The sequence below is a fragment of the Phenylobacterium sp. genome, assembly GCF_036263695.1.
In the GTDB taxonomy this organism is placed as follows: domain Bacteria; phylum Pseudomonadota; class Alphaproteobacteria; order Caulobacterales; family Caulobacteraceae; genus Phenylobacterium.
Genome location: NZ_DATAGM010000378.1, coordinates 1 through 17,109, shown reverse-complemented (window position 1 = coordinate 17,109; position 17,109 = coordinate 1). Strand labels below are relative to the sequence as shown.

General features: G+C 69.1%; 14 protein-coding genes and 1 pseudogene. 9 read left to right on the top strand and 6 right to left on the bottom strand.

Annotated features, from left to right (window positions below; all coding sequences use genetic code 11):
• Positions 1-105, top strand: a pseudogene (locus tag VHK87_RS15435) (recombinase XerD); the annotation flags it as partial.
• A 1-nt stretch (position 106) separates the two neighbouring features.
• Positions 107-1,123 (top strand): mechanosensitive ion channel family protein, encoded by a 1,017-nt coding sequence (locus VHK87_RS15430; RefSeq protein WP_329635780.1) that lies wholly within the window; start codon positions 107-109, stop codon positions 1,121-1,123.
• A 216-nt stretch (positions 1,124-1,339) separates the two neighbouring features.
• On the opposite strand, the gene VHK87_RS15425 is transcribed toward VHK87_RS15430, so the two are convergent.
• Complete coding sequence (locus VHK87_RS15425) at positions 1,340-2,161, bottom strand: glycine zipper 2TM domain-containing protein (RefSeq protein ID WP_329635779.1); 822 nt, start codon at positions 2,159-2,161, stop codon at positions 1,340-1,342.
• 227 nt (positions 2,162-2,388) lie between these two features.
• On the bottom strand, positions 2,389-3,054 hold the full coding sequence (locus VHK87_RS15420; RefSeq protein ID WP_329635778.1) for a DUF6766 family protein: 666 nt from the start codon (positions 3,052-3,054) through the stop codon (positions 2,389-2,391).
• Positions 3,055-3,159: 105 nt separating this feature from the next.
• Here VHK87_RS15420 and VHK87_RS15415 point away from each other — a divergent pair, with 105 nt between their 5' ends.
• Positions 3,160-4,116 carry an acetyl-CoA carboxylase carboxyltransferase subunit alpha gene (locus tag VHK87_RS15415; RefSeq protein ID WP_329635777.1) on the top strand — a complete coding sequence of 319 codons (957 nt, stop codon included), beginning with the start codon at positions 3,160-3,162 and terminating at the stop codon, positions 4,114-4,116.
• 36 nt (positions 4,117-4,152) lie between these two features.
• Here VHK87_RS15415 and VHK87_RS15410 read toward each other — a convergent pair whose 3' ends face one another.
• From VHK87_RS15410 to VHK87_RS15400, 3 genes are read right to left on the bottom strand one after another with little or no spacing between them, the layout of a single operon-like run.
• A complete protein-coding gene (locus VHK87_RS15410; RefSeq protein WP_329635776.1) occupies positions 4,153-5,160 on the bottom strand; it encodes a threonine aldolase family protein in 1,008 nt (335 codons plus the stop codon).
• Complete coding sequence (locus tag VHK87_RS15405; protein ID WP_329635775.1) at positions 5,157-6,308, bottom strand: epoxide hydrolase family protein; 1,152 nt, start codon at positions 6,306-6,308, stop codon at positions 5,157-5,159. The genes VHK87_RS15410 and VHK87_RS15405 overlap by 4 nt, the downstream gene beginning before the upstream one ends.
• A gap of 58 nt (positions 6,309-6,366) precedes the next feature.
• Complete coding sequence (locus tag VHK87_RS15400) at positions 6,367-6,966, bottom strand: TetR/AcrR family transcriptional regulator (RefSeq protein WP_329635774.1); 600 nt, start codon at positions 6,964-6,966, stop codon at positions 6,367-6,369.
• 98 nt (positions 6,967-7,064) lie between these two features.
• Here VHK87_RS15400 and VHK87_RS15395 point away from each other — a divergent pair, with 98 nt between their 5' ends.
• The 6 genes from VHK87_RS15395 to VHK87_RS15370 all read left to right on the top strand — a co-directional run bounded on the left by VHK87_RS15395 (position 7,065) and on the right by VHK87_RS15370 (position 14,111).
• Positions 7,065-8,456: a carotenoid oxygenase family protein gene (locus VHK87_RS15395; protein WP_329635773.1), complete on the top strand. Its 1,392-nt coding sequence runs from the start codon at positions 7,065-7,067 to the stop codon at positions 8,454-8,456.
• 43 nt (positions 8,457-8,499) lie between these two features.
• Positions 8,500-9,558, top strand: a complete 1,059-nt coding sequence (locus VHK87_RS15390) for a DUF2855 family protein (RefSeq protein ID WP_329635772.1) — start codon at positions 8,500-8,502, stop codon at positions 9,556-9,558.
• A 54-nt stretch (positions 9,559-9,612) separates the two neighbouring features.
• Entirely contained in the window at positions 9,613-10,593 is a 981-nt protein-coding gene (locus tag VHK87_RS15385; RefSeq protein ID WP_329635771.1) for an NADPH:quinone reductase, read from the top strand.
• Positions 10,594-10,658: 65 nt separating this feature from the next.
• Positions 10,659-12,062 carry a DUF4139 domain-containing protein gene (locus VHK87_RS15380; RefSeq protein ID WP_329635770.1) on the top strand — a complete coding sequence of 468 codons (1,404 nt, stop codon included), beginning with the start codon at positions 10,659-10,661 and terminating at the stop codon, positions 12,060-12,062.
• The gene (locus VHK87_RS15375) at positions 12,062-13,594 is read left to right on the top strand and encodes a hypothetical protein (RefSeq protein WP_329635769.1); all 1,533 of its coding nucleotides are present in this window, start codon (positions 12,062-12,064) and stop codon (positions 13,592-13,594) included. Before VHK87_RS15380 ends, VHK87_RS15375 begins: the two co-directional genes overlap by 1 nt.
• 67 nt (positions 13,595-13,661) lie before the next feature.
• Positions 13,662-14,111 (top strand): hypothetical protein, encoded by a 450-nt coding sequence (locus VHK87_RS15370; protein ID WP_329635768.1) that lies wholly within the window; start codon positions 13,662-13,664, stop codon positions 14,109-14,111.
• Here the strand turns inward: VHK87_RS15370 and secA are convergent.
• Entirely contained in the window at positions 14,108-16,867 is a 2,760-nt protein-coding gene (gene secA / locus VHK87_RS15365) for a preprotein translocase subunit SecA (protein WP_329635767.1), read from the bottom strand. The genes VHK87_RS15370 and secA overlap by 4 nt on opposite strands.
• Positions 16,868-17,109 lie beyond the last annotated feature (242 nt).

Here is a 17,109-nt window from a genome sequence, read left to right as displayed (position 1 = left end):
CTCGGCCACGCCGACATCGCGACCACCCAGATCTACACGCACGTGGCCGGGGACCGGCTGCGCGAGGTGGTCGAAACCAAACACCCGCTGGGCCGTAAACGCTAGCGTGCCGGAGAACCTCAACGACCTAGACGGCCTCGTTCTGTTCGCGATCGGCCGCACGCCCGTGACCCTGGGCGGCGTGGTCGTCGGCCTGCTGATCATCGTCGGCGGGTTCGTCGCCGCAAGGCTGGCGACGATCGGGCTCGAGCGGGTGCGCGGCCGCAGCCGCCATGGCAAGGCCGCGCTCTACATCGTCGAGAAGCTGATCGCCTACGGCCTGGTGATCGTCGCCTTCGTGGCCGGCCTGTCGACCATCGGGCTCAACCTCTCCTCGCTCGCCGTGTTCGCAGGCGCCATTGGCGTCGGCGTGGGCCTGGGCCTTCAGGGCATCGTGAAGGAGTTCGTCTCCGGCCTGGTGCTGATCTTCGACCGGGTGATGAACGTCGGCGATTACGTCGAGCTGGAGGACGGCAAGCGCGGTCTGGTCCAGGAGATTGGGCCGCGGGCGGTGCGGATCCGCACCAACGACAACGTCGACATCCTGGTGCCGAACTCCAAGTTCATCGACGGGCCGGTGGTCAACTGGACGCTGCACGGTCAGGGCCGGCGCATCCACATCCCGTTCAGCGTCGCCTACGGCTCGGACCGCGAGACGGTGCGCCAAGTGGTGCTGGAGGCCGCCCGCAGCGTGCCCTTCACCCTGCCGGAAGACGAGACCCGCAAGAGCCAGGTCTGGCTGGTCGGATTCGGCGACAGCGGCCTGCAATTCGAGCTGCTGGTCTGGCCGCAGCTTGACGCAGTCAAGCGTCCGGCCGCCATGCACGCCGCCTACACCTGGGCCATCGCCGAGGCCCTCGAGTGCGCCGGCATCGAGGTGCCCTTCGCTCAGATGGACGTGCGCTTCCGCAGCCTTTTCGGACAGGAGGGCGAGGATGCCCTCAAAGCCCTGCGCCTCGACCGCAGCGACCTGCACCGCGAGACGCCTCACGCGCCCGCGCCCGCCTCCACCAACGACGCCGCCGACGACCTCGCCCGGCCGCTGCCGACGCCGGAGCCGGAGGAGCGAGCGGAGGGACGGTGACCAGATCCTCCCCCACCGGGGGAGGGGGACCGCCGAGCGGTGGAGGGGGGGCACATCCCGCGCGGTGGATATGCGACCCGTGGCGACTCTGCGCCCCTGAACCCCTCAGTCGCTTCGCGACAGCCCCCTGTGGGGGAGCATCTTGTGCAGACAGAGAAAGGCCGCCCGCTCGGTGAGCGGGCGGCCTTCCACCTCACGGGCTGTCGGCGTTAGCCGTTAACCCCAGTACCGGAAGCGGCCGGCGTCATCGACGAACCGGTAGCGGCCGCTCTCGTCCGGACAGACGCGGACGTAGCGGAATTCCTCTTCGCGGCCATCGCGGTCGAAGTCGACCGGGGCGGGGGCCAGGCGGCAGCGCATACGATTGTAGTAGCTGTAGTCGTAGCGGCTCCCCCGCCGCCAGTTGGTCGGCTCGCGATAGGGGACGGTCTCGTTGTAGCTGTAGTAGTAGCCGCGGTCGTCGCAGCGGGCGGTGGACTTGCCGATGCCGAGGCCGACGCCGCCGCCGACGATGGCGCCCAGGACCGCGCCTTCGGTGCGGGCGTTGCGGGCCGCGACGTTCGAGCCCAGGACGGCGCCGGCGATCGCGCCGAGCACCGCGCCGGCGGTGGCGTTGCGGTCTTCACGACGATTGCAGTCCACATTCACAGGGGCGCCGTAAGCGGTGTTGCGACCGTAGTAGCCCGCGCTGGGCGCGACGGCGTAGCCGTCGTACCTGGGACTCGGGGCCACGGCGTAGGCGCCATCCCAGTTCCGTTCGTCCCACACCGGCGCCGGACCGTAACGGCGGGCGTAGGCGCCGTAGCCCCAGCGGGCGTCGTAGGCGGCGCGGGCGCGCTCGTAGTCGTCGCGGCGGCGGTCATACTCGCGGCGGGCCTGCTCGTAGCTGGCGCGCTGGGACTGATAGTCGGCCTGCTCCTCGCGGTATTCCCGCAGGTCTTCGCGGTATTGCTGCGGGTAGTATTGGGCGTAGGCGGCGGGCGCGGCTGTGCTCAGCGCCACGGCGGCGGCCATGCCGATCTTCAAGGGCTTGTTCATTGCAAAGGCTCCGTTCTCTCCTCGGGCCGCGCAGCGCATTTCGAGTGTTGGCGCGCCGCGCGTAAGACGTTCCGGCCCGCATGTCCGACCCCCCGAACGACATGGGCTCGGCTCGACCTCGGGCTAACAAACGAACACTTGGGTGGGGAGTTGCACCTCCCGAGGCGCCGCCTCCGGGCCGGGCGTTGAATCTCTTCACATTGTTGTGTGACCGAGCCGACAGAGGCTCAGTGCGACCCCGTCTGCGAGTGCGGCGCGGACACAGGCTTGCTCTCCGGCGATCCCTTCTCCCGCAGCCATATGGCGATCACCACCAGCACGGCTGTGGAGAGGAACTCGCTCTGCCAGTTCTGGAAAGATTCGAACCAGAACTGCGGCTCGGTCACGTGATCCATCACGGTCGGCGGCGGATCCCCGTGCTCCATCGCTTCCTGGGCGTGCCGCCGGGCGCTGTTCACCCAGTGCAGAACGAAGGAGATCAGGAACAGCGTCATCATCGCCAGCCCCAGGGAGTGGGCGTAGAGCCTGGCGATCAGCCCGCCCTTGCGCACCGGACCGGGCGCCTCGGGCTTGTCGGCGTCGAGCGCGGGGTCGCGATCCTGCGGCGACGGCTTGTCGGGGTCCTTCGATTCGGGCGAGCCGCGCTGGAAGAGGTAGGCCGTCAGCATCACATAGGCCCACATCTGCAGGAACTCGCTCTCCCAGTTCTCGAAGAGGGCGGAGAGGAATTCGCCGCTGACCAAGAAACCGCCCAGGGTGAGCAGGGCCTGATCATGCTCGGCGAGGGTCTCGTTCTCTTGCGCCCATCCTGCGAACACCTGGCCAACAAGGCTCGCCGCGAACAGAAGCAGCAGAACGATGCTGAGGCTGTTGTCTCTGATCCAGCTCTTCATGAGCATTAGACGCTGCGGCCATGGCGCAGGTTCCCGAGACTTGTGAGGGCGCAGCTTCCCTTCTAGTTTCCGACCCTTCCGCGAACGGCAGGAAGCGAACCCCGGATGCCCCCCCACTACCTCGAGTTCGAGCGGCCCATCGCCGATCTCGAAGCCAAGATCGAGGAGCTTCAGAAGGTATCCGAATCCGCCAATCCCGGCGCCCTGGACGCCGAGATCGAGGCGCTGCGCGCCCGGGCCAACGAGCTGCGCCGGCAGGCCTACTCGAAGCTGGACGCCTGGCAGAAAACCCAGGTCGCCCGCCATCCCGACCGGCCACACTTCACCGACTACGTAGCCGAGCTCATCGAAGACTTCGTCGAACTGCGCGGCGACCGCACCTTCGCCGACGACCAGGCGCTGATGGGCGGCCTTGGCCGGTTCCGGGGGCGGCCGGTGGTGGTGATCGGCCAGGAGAAGGGCCGCGACACCGTCAGCCGCGTGAAGCACAACTTCGGCCTCGCCCGGCCCGAGGGCTACCGCAAGGCGATCCGGCTGATGGACATGGCCGAGCGGTTCAACCTGCCGGTCATCTCACTGGTGGATACGGGCGGGGCCTATCCCGGCGTCGGCTCCGAGGAGCGCGGCGTGGCGGAGGCGATCGCCAGATCCACCGAGCGCTGCCTTTCGCTGAAGACGCCGCTGGTGGCCGTGATCACTGGCGAGGGCGCCTCCGGCGGAGCCATCGCCATCGCCTCGGGCTCCAGCGTTCTGATCCTCGAGCACTCCATCTACATGGTGATCTCGCCCGAGGGAGCGAACGCCATCCTCTGGCGCGGCGCCCGCACCGCCGAGGAGGCGGCCAAAGCGATGAAGATCACCGCCCAGGATCTCCTGAAGCTGAAGATCGTCGACAAGATCATCCCCGAGCCCCCCGGCGGCGCGCATTCCGATCCGGCCGCCACCATCCGCGCCGTCGGCGACGCCATCGAAGCCGAGCTGCTGAAGCTCGAGAACCTGTCCCCTGAGGAGATACTCAAGCGGCGGGCGGAGCGCTTCTACGCGATAGGGCGATTGGCCTAGGGCTATTTTCTCTCCCAAGGATGGGAAAGGCATAGGCTAGGCGATCGCCCTCAGAGCCTCAGCGAGCTCGTCCACCGCCTCGGCGGTCGTCGCCCAGCTGCACATGAACCGCACCGAGCCGTCCAGGAAGCGGTAGACGAACCAGCCGGAGGCGTGGAGGCGCTGAAGCGTCGGCTCGTCCATGTCGACGAACACGGCGTTGGCCTCCACCGGGTGGCGGACAGGGAAGGGCATGGCGTCGGCAAGCCGGCGCGCCATGGCGTTGGCGTGGCCGGCGTGGCGCAGGATGGCGCCGTCCTCCAGGAGCCCGACGAAGGGGGCGGCGTAGAAGCGGGCCTTCGAGGGCAGCTGGCCGGCCTGCTTCAGACGCGCGTCGAAGCGGTCCCGCAGCCTGGGATCGAAGATGACGATGGCTTCGGAGGGCGTCGCGCCGGCCTTCGTCCCGCCGAACACGGCGACGTCGCAGACGTCTTTCAGCCGCCTGGCGTCGAACCCGCCGGCTACCGCGTTTGCCAGCCGCGCGCCGTCCAGGTGGATTGGCAGGCCCTTGGCGCGGACCGGCGCGGCCAGCGCCGCCAGCTCGTCCGCCGAGTAGACCGTGCCGTACTCGGTGGCGTTGGTCACCGACAGGGCCGCGGCGGCCTGGCGGTGGGCGAAGGGCGGCTGCGACAGGGGGCTGGCCAGCGCCTGCGGCGTCAGCTTGCCCGAGGCGCCGGGTAGGGCGATCAGTCCCACGCCGTGGCCGAACAGGCCCGGCGCGCCAGTCTCGTCGGTGCAGATGTGGGCGTGCTCGTGGGCCATGACGGCGTCGAACGAGCGGCAGATGGCCGACAGCGCGATGGCGTTGGCCGCCGTGCCGGAGGCGACGAACCGCACCTCGGCGTCGGCGTCCAGGAAGGCCCGCACCAGGTCGGCCGCCCGCGCGCTGACCGCGTCCATGCCATAGGCCGGCGCGAACCCCATGTTGAACCTGGCCAGCGCCGCCATGGCCTCAGGGGCGGCGGGGGCTGTGTTGTCCGAGGCGAAGTCGTAGCGGCCGCTCATCCGATCTCCCGGGCCCAGGCGCGCACGTCTTCGACGTAGAGCTCCGGCTGCTCCATCGCCGCGAAATGGCCGCCCTTGGGCATCTCGCTCCAGCGGACGATGTTGTAGGCCCGCTCGGCGAAGCTGCGCGGCGGCGCCTTGTAGAGCGGCTCGCCGGGATAGTTGGCGAAGGCCGTAGGCGTCTCCACCCGCTCGCCGGCCTCGAAGGCCAGCCGGCCCTCCTCGAGCAGGCCCCGGTAGTACCAGGCGCCGGTCGTGAAGCTGCCGGTCATCACATAGATCATGATGTTGGTCAGCAGCCGCTCGCGGCCGAACGCCTGGTCGAGGTCGCGGCCGGCCATGTCGCTCCAGTCGTAGAACCGCTCGAGAATCCAAGCCGCCTGGCCCACGGGGTTGCCGGCGCCCAGCCAGGCGATCGATTGGGGCTTGGACGACTGCAGGCGGAAGTAGGCGCCCAGGACGTCCATCATCGCACCTTGCCTCTGGGCCCAGGCGACCTCGTCAGGCGTCTGCGGACCCCCGTGCGGGCGAAAGCCCAGCATGTTGAGGTGGATGGCTTTCACCGACGCGGCGTGCTCCCGGCCCAGCCAGGAGGTGACCATCGCGCCCCAGTCGCCGCCCTGCGCCAGGTAGGACGAATAGCCCAGCACGTCCGTCATCAGCGTGTTGAACAGCCGCGCGGTGGTCCGCTGGCCGATCGGCCGCGTCGGCTTGGACGAGAAGCCGAAGCCGGGCAGGGAGGGGACCACCAGGTCGAAGGCGTCGGCCGCCTCGCCGCCGAACCGCGAGGGGTAGGCCAGCGGCTCGATCGCCCGCCAGAACTCATAGTGCGACCCGGGCCAGCCATGGCTGACGAGCAGCGGCCGCTTGCCCACCGCCTCGCCGACCACATGCAGGAAGTGCAGGTCGTGGTCCTCGACACGTGCCGTGAACTGCGGAAACCGATTGAGGTCGGCGACGGCGGTCTGAGCGTCCCAGTCCTCGGTCCAATAGCGGCAGAACTCGCGCAGGTAGCCGGCGTCGCACCCATAGGCCCAGCCGTTCTCCACCTCGGGCGCCGGCGGCCAGGGATAGGTGCGCACCTGGTCCAGCACCTTGCGCACCTCGGCGGCGGACCAATCCACGCTGAACGGCTTCGGCTCTGACATGGGCGCCTCCCTTATGGGCGCACTTGGGGCGAGTGACGCGGCGCGCGTCAAGCCGGGCTCAGTGCGGGCGGAGGCCGCGGGAGAGGGCGTGGCTTAGGTTGGAGGCGAGCTTGCGGGGGTCGGTCCCGGGGTCGAGCTTTCCGGCCAACGCCAGCAGCACGACGCCGTGGGTCGCAGCCCAGAACATCGCCCCGATCTCCTCCGGATCGCCGGCCAGCACGCCGGCGTCGATCAGCCCCCCGACATAGCTGCTCATCGTGCGCCGGGCTCGTTCGGCCGCGCGCCGCAGGTCGGGGTAGTTGAGCTCGTTCGGCTGATGCAGGTCGAACATCAGCTTGTAGGTCTGCGGGTGGGCGAAGGCGAAATCGAGATAGGCCTCGGCCACCTTCGTGCTCCGGGCGCGGGCGTCCCCCGGCTCGGCGTAGGCCGCCTCCAGCGCCTGCGCGAACCGGTCGAAGGCGCCGGCCCGCACCGCGGCCAGGATGTCGTCCTTGTCCTTGAAGTAGCGGTAGGGCGTCATCGGGCTGACGCCGAGTTCGCCGGCGAGCTGGCGCATCGTCACCGCGTCAGGGCCGCGCTCGGAGAACAGCCGCTCGGCCGCCTCGCACAGGCGCTCGCGAAAACCGGCGACGTCGGACTCAGACAGGGTGCGCGGCATGTCCTCACGATTCTTTCACTGACGCACAGATTGCCAGCCGAAAGGTGTTACGCCATAAATTTACAACGTAAGTCTTTCCTGGTCCAAAGGAGACGGCGATGGACGGCGCTGTGATGACCAACCCCTATCTACGGGGCAACTTCGCCCCAGTGCGGACGGAGGACGACTTCGAGCTCGCCGTCACCGGCGAGATCCCGGAGGGGCTTCGCGGGACCCTCTACCGCAACGGACCCAATCCGCAGTTCGAGCCGCGCGACCCCAATCACCATTGGTTCCTGGGCGATGGGATGATCCACGCGTTCCGCGTCGAGGACGGCAAGGTCGTTTACCGCAACCGCTACGTCCGCACACCCAAGTGGACGCTCGAGAACGCCGCCGGCCGTTCGCTGTTCGGCGCCTGGGGCAACCCGATGACCACCGACCGGTCGGCGATGGGCCAGGACAGCGGCGCGGCCAACACCAACATCGTCTGGCACGCCGGACGGCTGCTGGCGCTGGAGGAGGGGCACATGCCGTTCGAGCTGGCGCCGGGCACGCTGGACCCTCGCGGCTACGCGCAGGCCTACGGCGGCCGGGTCACCGCCCACCCGAAGATCGACCCGGTCACCGGCGAGATGGTCTGGTTCGCCTACTCGGCCGGCGAGACGCCGCTGAACGCCCGCGTCGCCTATGGCGTCACCGACGCGAAGGGAGAGGTCGTCCGGCGCGACGTGTTCGAGGCGCCCTACGCCTCGATGGTCCACGATTTCCTGGTGACCGAGCGGTTCGCCCTTTTCCCGATCCTGCCGCTCACCGGCAGCATCGAGCGGGCGATGAGCGGCCGGCCCGCCTATGCCTGGGAGCCGGAGAAGGGTGCGTTCGTGGGCGTGATGCGCCGGGACGCCGACGTCTCGACCATCCGCTGGTTCAACGCCGGCCCCTGCTACGTCTTCCACCCGATGAACGCCTGGGAGGAGGGCGAGAAGATCCACGCCGACGTCATGCGCTACGAACGGGCGCCGCTGTTCCCTAACCCGGATGGCTCGCCAGGGCGGCCGTGCGGGGCCAGGCTCGTCCGCTGGACCTTCGACCTGGCCGGCGGCAGCGACGCCGTCGTCGAGACACCGCTGGAGGATCTGATGGGCGAGTTCCCGAGGTTTGACGAGCGCCGGGCGGGCCTGCCCTACCGCCACGGCTGGTACGCCGCCGATACCCGGGACTCAGACACCATCAAGATGAACGCCATCGCCCACATCGACCTACAGGCCGGCCGCCGCCAGGTCTGGGAGCTTCCGGCCGGCGACTTCGCCTCCGAGCCGGTGTTCACGCCGCGCACCGCGGACGCGCCGGAAGGCGAGGGCTGGCTGACGACGGTGATCTACCGCGGCGCGGAGGACCGCAGCGACTTCGTGGTGCTCGACGCCCAGGACGTGGCCCGCGGCCCGATCGCCACCGCCGCCCTGCCGCGCCGCGTGCCGTTCGGCTTCCACGGCAACTGGGTTCCGGGCTGAAACGGCTCTGCTAAGCTTCGCGGAGGACAACAGGAGGGCGACGATGGACGCTTGGGACATGCTGGTCGCCAAGGACGACCTGCGGCGCACGCAGATCGTCGCCTCCGACGCAGCGAGCCGGGAGCTGGCCGACGGCGAGGCGCTGCTGGAGGTGGAGAGCTTTGCGCTCACCGCCAACAACATCACCTACGGCGCCCTCGGCGACGCCTTCCGCTACTGGAAGTTCTTCCCGGCTCCTGACGGCTGGGGGCGCATCCCCGCCTGGGGCTTCGCGAGGGTGGTGCGCTCCATGGCGGCGGACGCGCCGGAGGGCCTGCGCCTCTTCGGCTACTGGCCCATGTCGACGCACCATGTGGCGCAGCTGAAGGCGACACCGGCGGGCGTCGTCGACATATCGCCCCACCGAGCGGAACTGCCGCCGACCTACAACGCCTACACGCCTGCCCCGGGCGACGAGCTTGACGACCATCGCTCGCTGCTGCGCCCGCTGTTCACCACCGGCTGGCTGATCGACGACCAGCTGTCGGAGGATCCGTCCCTGACGACGCTGGTCCTCTCCAGCGCCTCCAGCAAGACCGCGATGTCGCTCGCCTGGTGTGCGCGCCGGCGCGAGCTGAGGGTGGTGGGCCTGACCTCCGGCCGCTCGGTGGAGCTGTTGAATGGCCTCCGTCTCTACGATGATGTCCTGCCCTACGAGGCCGCGGGGCAGCTGACGGCCGACGGCCGCGCCGTCTACGTCGATTTCGCCTCGCTCGCCGACGTCACGGCCGCCGTCCATCGTGCGCTCGGAGCTGCGCTGACGCGCAGCGTCATCGTGGGGCTGACACATTGGGAGAGCGCCAACTCCGGGGCGCCGCCGCCCGATGTCGGTCCCGCGCCCGCGGTGTTCTTCGCCCCCGATCAGGTCCAGAAGCGGCTGAAGGACTGGGGGCCAGAGACCTTCCAGCAGCGCTACACAGAGGCGCTCCGCGGTTTCGTCGCCGACAGCCCCTGGCTCAAGCTGCGCCATCACCAGGGGGCCGAGGCGCTGCAGGCCCTCTACGCCGACGTGGTCGAGGGCCGTGTCCGTCCCGACGAAGGCCACATCCTCCGCCCGCGCTAGGCTGGGCCGCGCCGACGCCTTATCAAAGCTCCCAACCAACAAGGGGAGGGGCCGATGAGAGCCGTCTGGTACGACCGCACGGGGCCGGCGCGCGAGGTGCTGCAGCTGGGCGAGCTGCCGACGCCTCAGGCCGGTGTCGGCCAGGCGCTGATCCGCATCAAGGCCTCGGGCGTGAACCCGTCGGACGCCGGCATGCGGCGGGCAGGTCCCATGGCGTATCCGCGGATCGTGCCCAACAGCGACGGCGCGGGCGTCGTCGAGGCCGTGGGGCCCGGCGTCTCGCAGCGCTGGGTCGGCAAGCGGGTGTGGTTCTACAACGGCCAGCGCAATGGCCGCGCTTTCGGCTCGGCGGCCGAGTACATCGAGCTCGACGTCGACCTCATCCGCGAGCTGCCGGACGAGGTCTCCTTCGCGGAAGGGGCGACGCTGGGGATCCCCTGCATGACGGCCCACGTGGCGCTGTTCAAATCGGGCCCGGTGCAGGGCCGCACCGTGCTGGTCACCGGCGGGGCCGGCGCCGTCGGCCACTACGCCGTCCAGCTCGCCCACTGGGCCGGGGCCACGGTGATCGCCACCGTTAGCTCCGAGGACAAGGCCGACCGCGCCCGGGCCGGCGGCGCCGACCACGTGATCGACTACCGCCGCGACGACGTCGCCGCCAAGGTGCGCGAGCTGACCGGCGGGGAAGGCGTGCACCACATCGTCGACGTGGACTTCGGCGGCAACCTCGCCGCCAGTCTGGCGTCGCTGCGCATGAACGGCTCCCTCGCCTTCTACGCCACCCGCGGCGAGGCCGCCCCGCAGGTCCCGGCCGGAGCCCTGATGCGCCTCAACCTAGGCGTCCACGGCGTCTACCTGCCGGTCTCCCCGCACGAGCAGCGCCGCCGGGCCCAGGACGACATCACCCGCTGGATTGGGACCGGGAAGCGGATCCTCTCCGTCGCCGGCACCTTCCCGCTGGAAGACACCGCCGGCGCCCATGAGCTGGTGGAGTCGGGCGGCAAGGTCGGCACCGCGGTGGTGGAGGTCGACTGAAGCGATCGGCGCCTCGACAACCTCTGGCGGAGCGCCCTAGGCTCGCCTCACCTGGGAGGTGTGCCTTGCGTAGACTCTTGATAGCCGGCTTGGCCGGCGCGACGGCGCTGTCCGGCCCGTCGCTGGCCGCCGACGGCCGTGACCTGTCGCTGACGATCTACAACACCAACCTGGCGCTCGTGGAGGACGTCCGGACCATGCCGATACCCGCCGGGCGTCAGCGGCTGGAGTTCAAGGACGTTTCGGCCCAGATCCGTCCCGAGACCGTGTCCCTAAGCGCGCCTAACATCGCCATTGTCGAGCAGAACTTCGACTTCGACCTGCTCACTCCGGCCAAGCTGATGGAGAAGGCGGTCGGCCAGCAGGTGCAGATCGTCCGCACCAACCCCGGCACCGGCGCCGAGGTGCGCGAAACGGCCACGGTGCTGTCGGTCAACGCTGGGGTGGTGCTGCGCATCGGCGATCGCATCGAGGTGCTGCGCGACGACGGCGTGCCGACCCGGGTGATCTTCGACTCGATCCCCGAGAACCTTCGGGCCCGGCCGACGCTGTCGGTGACCGTTCAGTCCGGCGGGACAGGGACGCGCGCCGCGCGGCTGAGCTACCTGACCACGGGCCTATCGTGGAAGGCCGACTACGTCGCCCTGTTCGACGAGCCGGCCGGGCGGCTGGACCTGCAGGGCTGGGTGACGCTGACCAATCAGTCCGGCGTCGCCTATCCGGACGCCGAGATCCAGCTGGTGGCCGGCGACGTCAACCTGACCTCGGGACCCATGAACTGGGATTATTGGCGCCAGCAGCAGGCCCAGCGGCGGAACGTGCGCGCCGGGGGACGGGAGACCAGCGGCGAGCGGCCGATAGGCGACTATTACATCTACCCCATGCCGGCCCGTTCCACGGTGGCCGAGAACCAGACCAAGCAGATCAGCTTCCTGGACGTGAAGGGCGCCGCCGCCCGTAAGGCCTATGAGTACACGGTGGTGGGCTTCGAGAGCTCGGACGTGGCCCAGAGCGTCGACAGCGCCCTCCAGTTCACCAACTCCAGCTCTGGCGGCCTGGGCGCCCAGCTGCCAGCAGGGGTCCTACGGGCCTATATCCGCGACGGCTCGGGCGATCCGAAGTTCGTGGGCGAGAACGCCATCGGCCATACGCCGCGCGGCTCCGACATCTCGGTGAAGCTGGGCGAGGCCTTCGACATCACCGTGCAGCCCACTCTGGTGAAGTCCGAGCTTGTTTCCAGTTCGCCGCACCGGGTCCGCTACGAGATGAGATATCTGGTGCGCAACGCCAGCAGCCGGCCGGTCACCGTGCGGCTTCGCCAGTCCGCCGACTGGTCGCGGGCGAAGATGCAGATCACCCGCGAGAGCCTTGAGAGCCGCCGAGTGGACACCAGGACCGTCGATTGGGACGTCCCGGTCCCGGCCGGCCGCGAGACGGCGCTGACATTCACCACGGTGGTCGAGCCCTGATGATGCGCGGCAGCCTGGCGGCGCTGGCGATCCTGGCGGCCTGGCCGGTTGCGGCCGAGGTCGTCTCCGAGGCGCCGGAGGCGGTCAGCGTCACCGTGTACCGTGAGGGCGGGGCCGCCGCCGAGGACCTCTGGGACGGCGGCCCCGGCGAAGGCCTGGTGCTGATCAGCGAGACGCGAACCATCGAGCTGCCGGCCGGCGAGAGCCGGCTGAAGTTCCGCGGCGTCGCCGACACCATGGTGGCCCGGACCGCCGCGTTGGACGGCTTGCCTGCGGAGGTCCTGGAGCGGAACCAGGACTATGACCTCCTCAGCCCCGGTTCGCTGCTCGATCGCTCGATCGGCCGCACGGTCCGGCTGGTGCGCACCAACCCCGCGAGCGGGCTGCAGACCGAGGAGCGGGCCGTGGTCCGCTCCGACGTACGAGGCGTGGTGCTGGACTTCGGCGACGGCCGGATCGAGGCGTTGCGCTGCAGCGGACTGCCCGAGCGGCTGGTGTTCGACGAGCTTCCGCCGGAGCTGGCCGACAAGCCCACATTCTCGGTGCTCGCAAGGGCCCCTGCCGCGGGCCGCTACAAGGTCCGGCTCTCCTACCTCGCCACCGGCGTCTCGTGGGCCGCCGACTATGTGGCGCAGATCGCCCCCGACGGCCGAACCCTTGACCTCTCGGGCTGGATCACCCTGTCGAACCGGACGAGCGCGACCCTTCGCGATGCGCCGACCCAAGTCGTCGCGGGCAATCTCTCGCGCGATGAGGACACGGTCCCAGTGGAGGTAGAGGCGCAGGGCGTCACGACGGATTGCTGGCTGCCCGACGCACCGGTCGGCATTCAGCAGATCCCCCTTCCGGCGCCGATGGCCTCCATGCGAGTGGAGGTGGAGGAGGTCGTCGTCACCGGCTCATTCATCGCGCGGCAGTCGGAGCTGGGCGACTACAAGCTCTACACCCTGCCCGTGCCGACCACGTTGGCCGCCAATCAGGTGAAGCAGATCCGCTTCCTCGATCAGACGGGCGTGCGGTTCGACCGCCTCTATCGCTTCGAGCTCGATCCCGAACCTGACGGCGACGAGCCGCTCCACCCGAGCGTGCTGCTGCGCATGAAGAACCTGTCGGCCGATGGGCTCGGCGTGCCGCTGCCTCAGGGAAACGCCGCAGTCATGGAGCGCGTCGGCGGCCGCATGGTGTTCGCCGGCGAGGACCAGGTGCGCGACACCGCTGTCGGCCTTCCGTTCGAGATCACCTTCGGCCAGGCCCAGGACGTCGGCCTGATGCCCCGCGTGACCAAGCGCGAGGACATCCTAAAGGGGGGCGAGGAGGTCGGCGAGCGGCTCTGGATCGAGGCCGAGGTCTGGAACGACAAGCCCGTCGCGGTGACGGTCGAACTCAACGGCCCGCCCACCGACGCGCAGACAAGCGTGGGCTCCGCCAGCCGCCGCTACAAGCTCGTCGGCGGCCGGCCGGTCTGGACCCTGTCCCTCGCCCCCGGCCAGCGCGCGAGGCTCAGCTGGATCGTCGAGATCCGCAATCTCTAGGTACGCCGCGCCGCAAGCTGCTTGCCCCTTCAGCGGTTAGTAAGCTCGGCTTGAGAAGCTCGCGCGCATGACGTTGCGACGGCTCTTCGATTTTCGGGGCGAGACGGGGAGGCTCCGTTTTCTCTGCGGATTTGTCGGCTGGTGGACGGCGTTCATCCTGGTCGCCGTGGCGCTGGCCACCTGGGGGCCCGGCCCAGGGCGCCCGCCTTCGCCCGCCGTGCTGGCCGGCTTCTTCCTGGGCCTGGTCGCGCACTCGGCCGGGCTGCTAGCCCTGCAGAGCCGCCGGTTGCGGAGCCTCGGCGCGCCGGCCCCGGTCGTCATCGCTGGGGCGTTCCTAGTGCTTGGCTGGATCGACATACTGGCGCTGACCAAGCTGACCTGGCTGCGCATGACTTGGCCGATGACCGGCATGACCCCATTGGCTGGAATGGCGCAGCTGACGCTGCACCTATTCCTGTTCCTCTGGCCGGCGCAGCGGGACGAGGCCGCCGCCGACCTCGCCGAGACCTTCGCCTAGACCAGCGCTCCGTGGCAGTGCTTGAACTTCTTGCCGGAGCCGCAGGGGCAGGTGGAGTTGCGACCGGTGTGTTCCCAGTCACGGGGCAGGGCGGAGACAGGCAGGGCCTCGCGCTGCGTCGGTGAGAGGCCCTCGGGCAGGGCGCCCGCCTGGGCCACGTTCTCGCCGGTCAGCGGGTCGAGGTGGACCTCCATCAGCCCTTCGGGCAGCGAGGGGAACTCCGGCTCCTCGACCTGGATTTGGGCGGTCATCACCCACTTGGTGACGTTCTGGCGCAGGTCGACCAGCAGCTTCTCGAACAGCGAGAAGGCCTCAGTCTTGTACTCGTTCAGCGGGTCGCGTTGGCCGTAGCCGCGCAGGCCGATGACGTTGCGCAGGTGGTCCAGGTGCATCAGGTGCTCCCGCCACTGCATGTCGATATTTTCGAGGAGGAAGCTCTTCTCGATCGCCCGCATCCGGTCGGGGCTCAGGATCTGCTCGCGCTCGGCGGCCCTAGCGTCCGCCGCGGCCACGATGCGCTCGCGGATCTCCTCGTTGGCGATGCCTTCCTCGGCGGCCCACTCGGCGATCGGCAGCTCCAGGCCCAGATAGTCGCGCACGTGCTGGTCGAGGCCCTCCACGTCCCACTGCTCGGCGTAGGCCTTGGGCGGCAGGTGGCGGGTGACGAAGTCGTCGATGGTGTCGGTGCGCATCTCGGCGATCACCTCCGAGAGGTCCGTCGCCTCCATGAACTCGTGGCGCTGCTCGAACACGGCCTTGCGCTGGTCGTTCACGACGTCGTCGTACTTCAGCAGGTTCTTGCGAATTTCGTAGTTGCGCTGCTCGACGCGCTTCTGGGCCGTGGCGATGGCGCTGTTCAGCCACTTGTGGGTGATCGCCTCGCCTTCCTGGACCCCGAAGGTGCGCATGATCGCGTCCAGCCGCTCGCCGGCGAAGATGCGGAGGAGGTCGTCCTCGCAGGACAGGAAGAACTTGGAGTGGCCCGGGTCGCCCTGGCGGCCGGTCCGGCCGCGCAGCTGGTTGTCGATCCGCCGGCTCTCGTGCCGCTCGGTGCCCAGCACGAAGAGGCCGCCGGCGGCCAGCGCCTGGGCCTTCAACTCGGCGATGTCGGCCTCGACCTCGGCCTTGTAGGCCATGGCCATCTCGGGGGTCACTTCGACGCCCAGGCCCAGCTGCTCCTCGCGCCAGCGCAGCACGCGCATGTCGACGTTGCCGCCCAGCTGGATGTCGGTGCCGCGGCCGGCCATGTTGGTGGCGATGGTCACCGCGCCCGGCACGCCGGCGTCGGCCACGATCATCGCCTCCTGCTCGTGGTAGCGGGCGTTCAGCACGTTGTGCGGGATGCCGGTCTGGGTCTTCCCGTTCACCTCGAACTTGTGCTGGCCGAGCAGCTCCGAGAGCAGCTCCGATTTCTCGATGGAGACCGTGCCCACCAGGATCGGCTGGCCGCGCAGGTAGCACTCTTCGATCTGCTTGATGATCGCCTGGTTCTTCTCGGCGGCGGTGCGGTAGACCTCGTCGTCGTCGTCGATCCGCGCGATGGGCCGGTTGGTCGGGATCTCGACCACTTCCATCTTGTAGATGTCGCCGAATTCCTGCGCCTCGGTGGAGGCCGTGCCGGTCATCCCCGAGAGCTTCGAGTACAGGCGGAAGTAGTTCTGGATGGTCACCGAGGCCAGGGTCTGGTTCTCGGGCTGGATGAAGACGCCTTCCTTGGCCTCGATGGCCTGGTGCAGGCCTTCCGACAGCCGCCGGCCCTGCATCATGCGGCCGGTGAACTCGTCGATCAGGATGATCTGGTTGTTGCGGACGATGTAGTCCTTGTCCTTCGTGTAGAGCACGTTCGCCCGCAGGGCCTGGTTCACGTGGTGCACGACGGAAACGTTGGCCGGGTCGTAGAGGCCGGCGGAGTCCTCGGCCAGGTGACCGGCCTGCTCCAGGATCTCCTCGATCCGCTCGGAGCCTTCTTCGGTGAGCAGCACCTGGCGGTGCTTCTCGTCGTGGTCGAAGGTCGCCCGGTCCTGGATCAGCTCTTTGATCAGCGTGTCGACGACCTTGTAGAACTCGCTACGGTCCTCGGTGGGGCCGGAGATGATCAGCGGCGTGCGCGCCTCGTCGATCAGGATCGAGTCCACCTCGTCGACGATGACGAAGTTGTGCCCGCGCTGGACCATCTCGGAGACGTCGTAGACCAGGTTGTCGCGCAGGTAGTCGAAACCGAACTCGTTGTTGGTGCCGTAGGTGATGTCGGCGCGGTAGGCCGCCTGGCGTTGGTTCTGCGACAGGCCGTGGACGATGGTCCCGACCTCCAGCCCCAGGTAGCGGTAGACCTGGCCCATCCAGTCGGCGTCGCGCTGGGCCAGGTAGTCGTTGACGGTGATGACGTGGACGCCCTTGCCGGCCAGGGCGTTCAGATAGACCGGCGCGGTCGCGACCAGCGTCTTGCCTTCGCCGGTCCGCATCTCGGCGATGCCGCCGTGGTGCAGGACCATGCCGCCGACCAGCTGCACATCGTAGTGCCGTTGCCCCAGGGTGCGCTTGGCCGCCTCGCGAACCATCGCGAAGGCCTCTTCCAACAGCGAATCCAGGCTCTCGCCGCGGGCGACCCGGTCCTTGAACTCGGCCGTCTTGGCGCGCAGCTCCTCCGGGCTCATCCGCTCGAACTGAGGCTCCAGGGCGTTGATCTTGGCGACGCGCGCCATCATCGCCTTGACCTTGCGGTCGTTGGTCGAGCCGAAGAGCCGTTGGAAGAACATGGATCAGGTGGTCCGTTCGGGGGCGGGGCGCCGGCGGTGCGCGCCTAAAGGGTCCGTCACCCTTCCGCCAACCCGGAATCCCGCCTGTTATAGCGCGTCGGAGACTTAAGGAGCGCCCCCCTAAGTGTCAACGCGACGGGATGTTACAGCGCCGTTTGCGCGGGGTTCATGCAATGAAAACGGGCCGCCCGAGTGGGCGGCCCGCAGTCGACCAGTCCAGGACTGGGAGAGGCTAGTTTAGA

Bases quoted from the DNA above. Each gene is read 5' to 3' on its own strand.
- VHK87_RS15425 (WP_329635779.1), bottom strand. From the start codon at position 2,161: ATGAACAAGCCCTTGAAGATCGGCATGGCCGCCGCCGTGGCGCTGAGC.
- VHK87_RS15420 (WP_329635778.1), bottom strand. From the start codon at position 3,054: ATGAAGAGCTGGATCAGAGACAACAGCCTCAGCATCGTTCTGCTGCTT.
- VHK87_RS15415 (WP_329635777.1), top strand. From the start codon at position 3,160: ATGCCCCCCCACTACCTCGAGTTCGAGCGGCCCATCGCCGATCTCGAA.
- VHK87_RS15410 (WP_329635776.1), bottom strand. From the start codon at position 5,160: ATGAGCGGCCGCTACGACTTCGCCTCGGACAACACAGCCCCCGCCGCC.
- VHK87_RS15405 (WP_329635775.1), bottom strand. From the start codon at position 6,308: ATGTCAGAGCCGAAGCCGTTCAGCGTGGATTGGTCCGCCGCCGAGGTG.
- VHK87_RS15400 (WP_329635774.1), bottom strand. From the start codon at position 6,966: ATGCCGCGCACCCTGTCTGAGTCCGACGTCGCCGGTTTTCGCGAGCGC.
- VHK87_RS15395 (WP_329635773.1), top strand. From the start codon at position 7,065: ATGGACGGCGCTGTGATGACCAACCCCTATCTACGGGGCAACTTCGCC.
- VHK87_RS15390 (WP_329635772.1), top strand. From the start codon at position 8,500: ATGGACGCTTGGGACATGCTGGTCGCCAAGGACGACCTGCGGCGCACG.
- VHK87_RS15385 (WP_329635771.1), top strand. From the start codon at position 9,613: ATGAGAGCCGTCTGGTACGACCGCACGGGGCCGGCGCGCGAGGTGCTG.
- VHK87_RS15375 (WP_329635769.1), top strand. From the start codon at position 12,062: ATGATGCGCGGCAGCCTGGCGGCGCTGGCGATCCTGGCGGCCTGGCCG.
- VHK87_RS15370 (WP_329635768.1), top strand. From the start codon at position 13,662: ATGACGTTGCGACGGCTCTTCGATTTTCGGGGCGAGACGGGGAGGCTC.
- secA (WP_329635767.1), bottom strand. From the start codon at position 16,867: ATGTTCTTCCAACGGCTCTTCGGCTCGACCAACGACCGCAAGGTCAAG.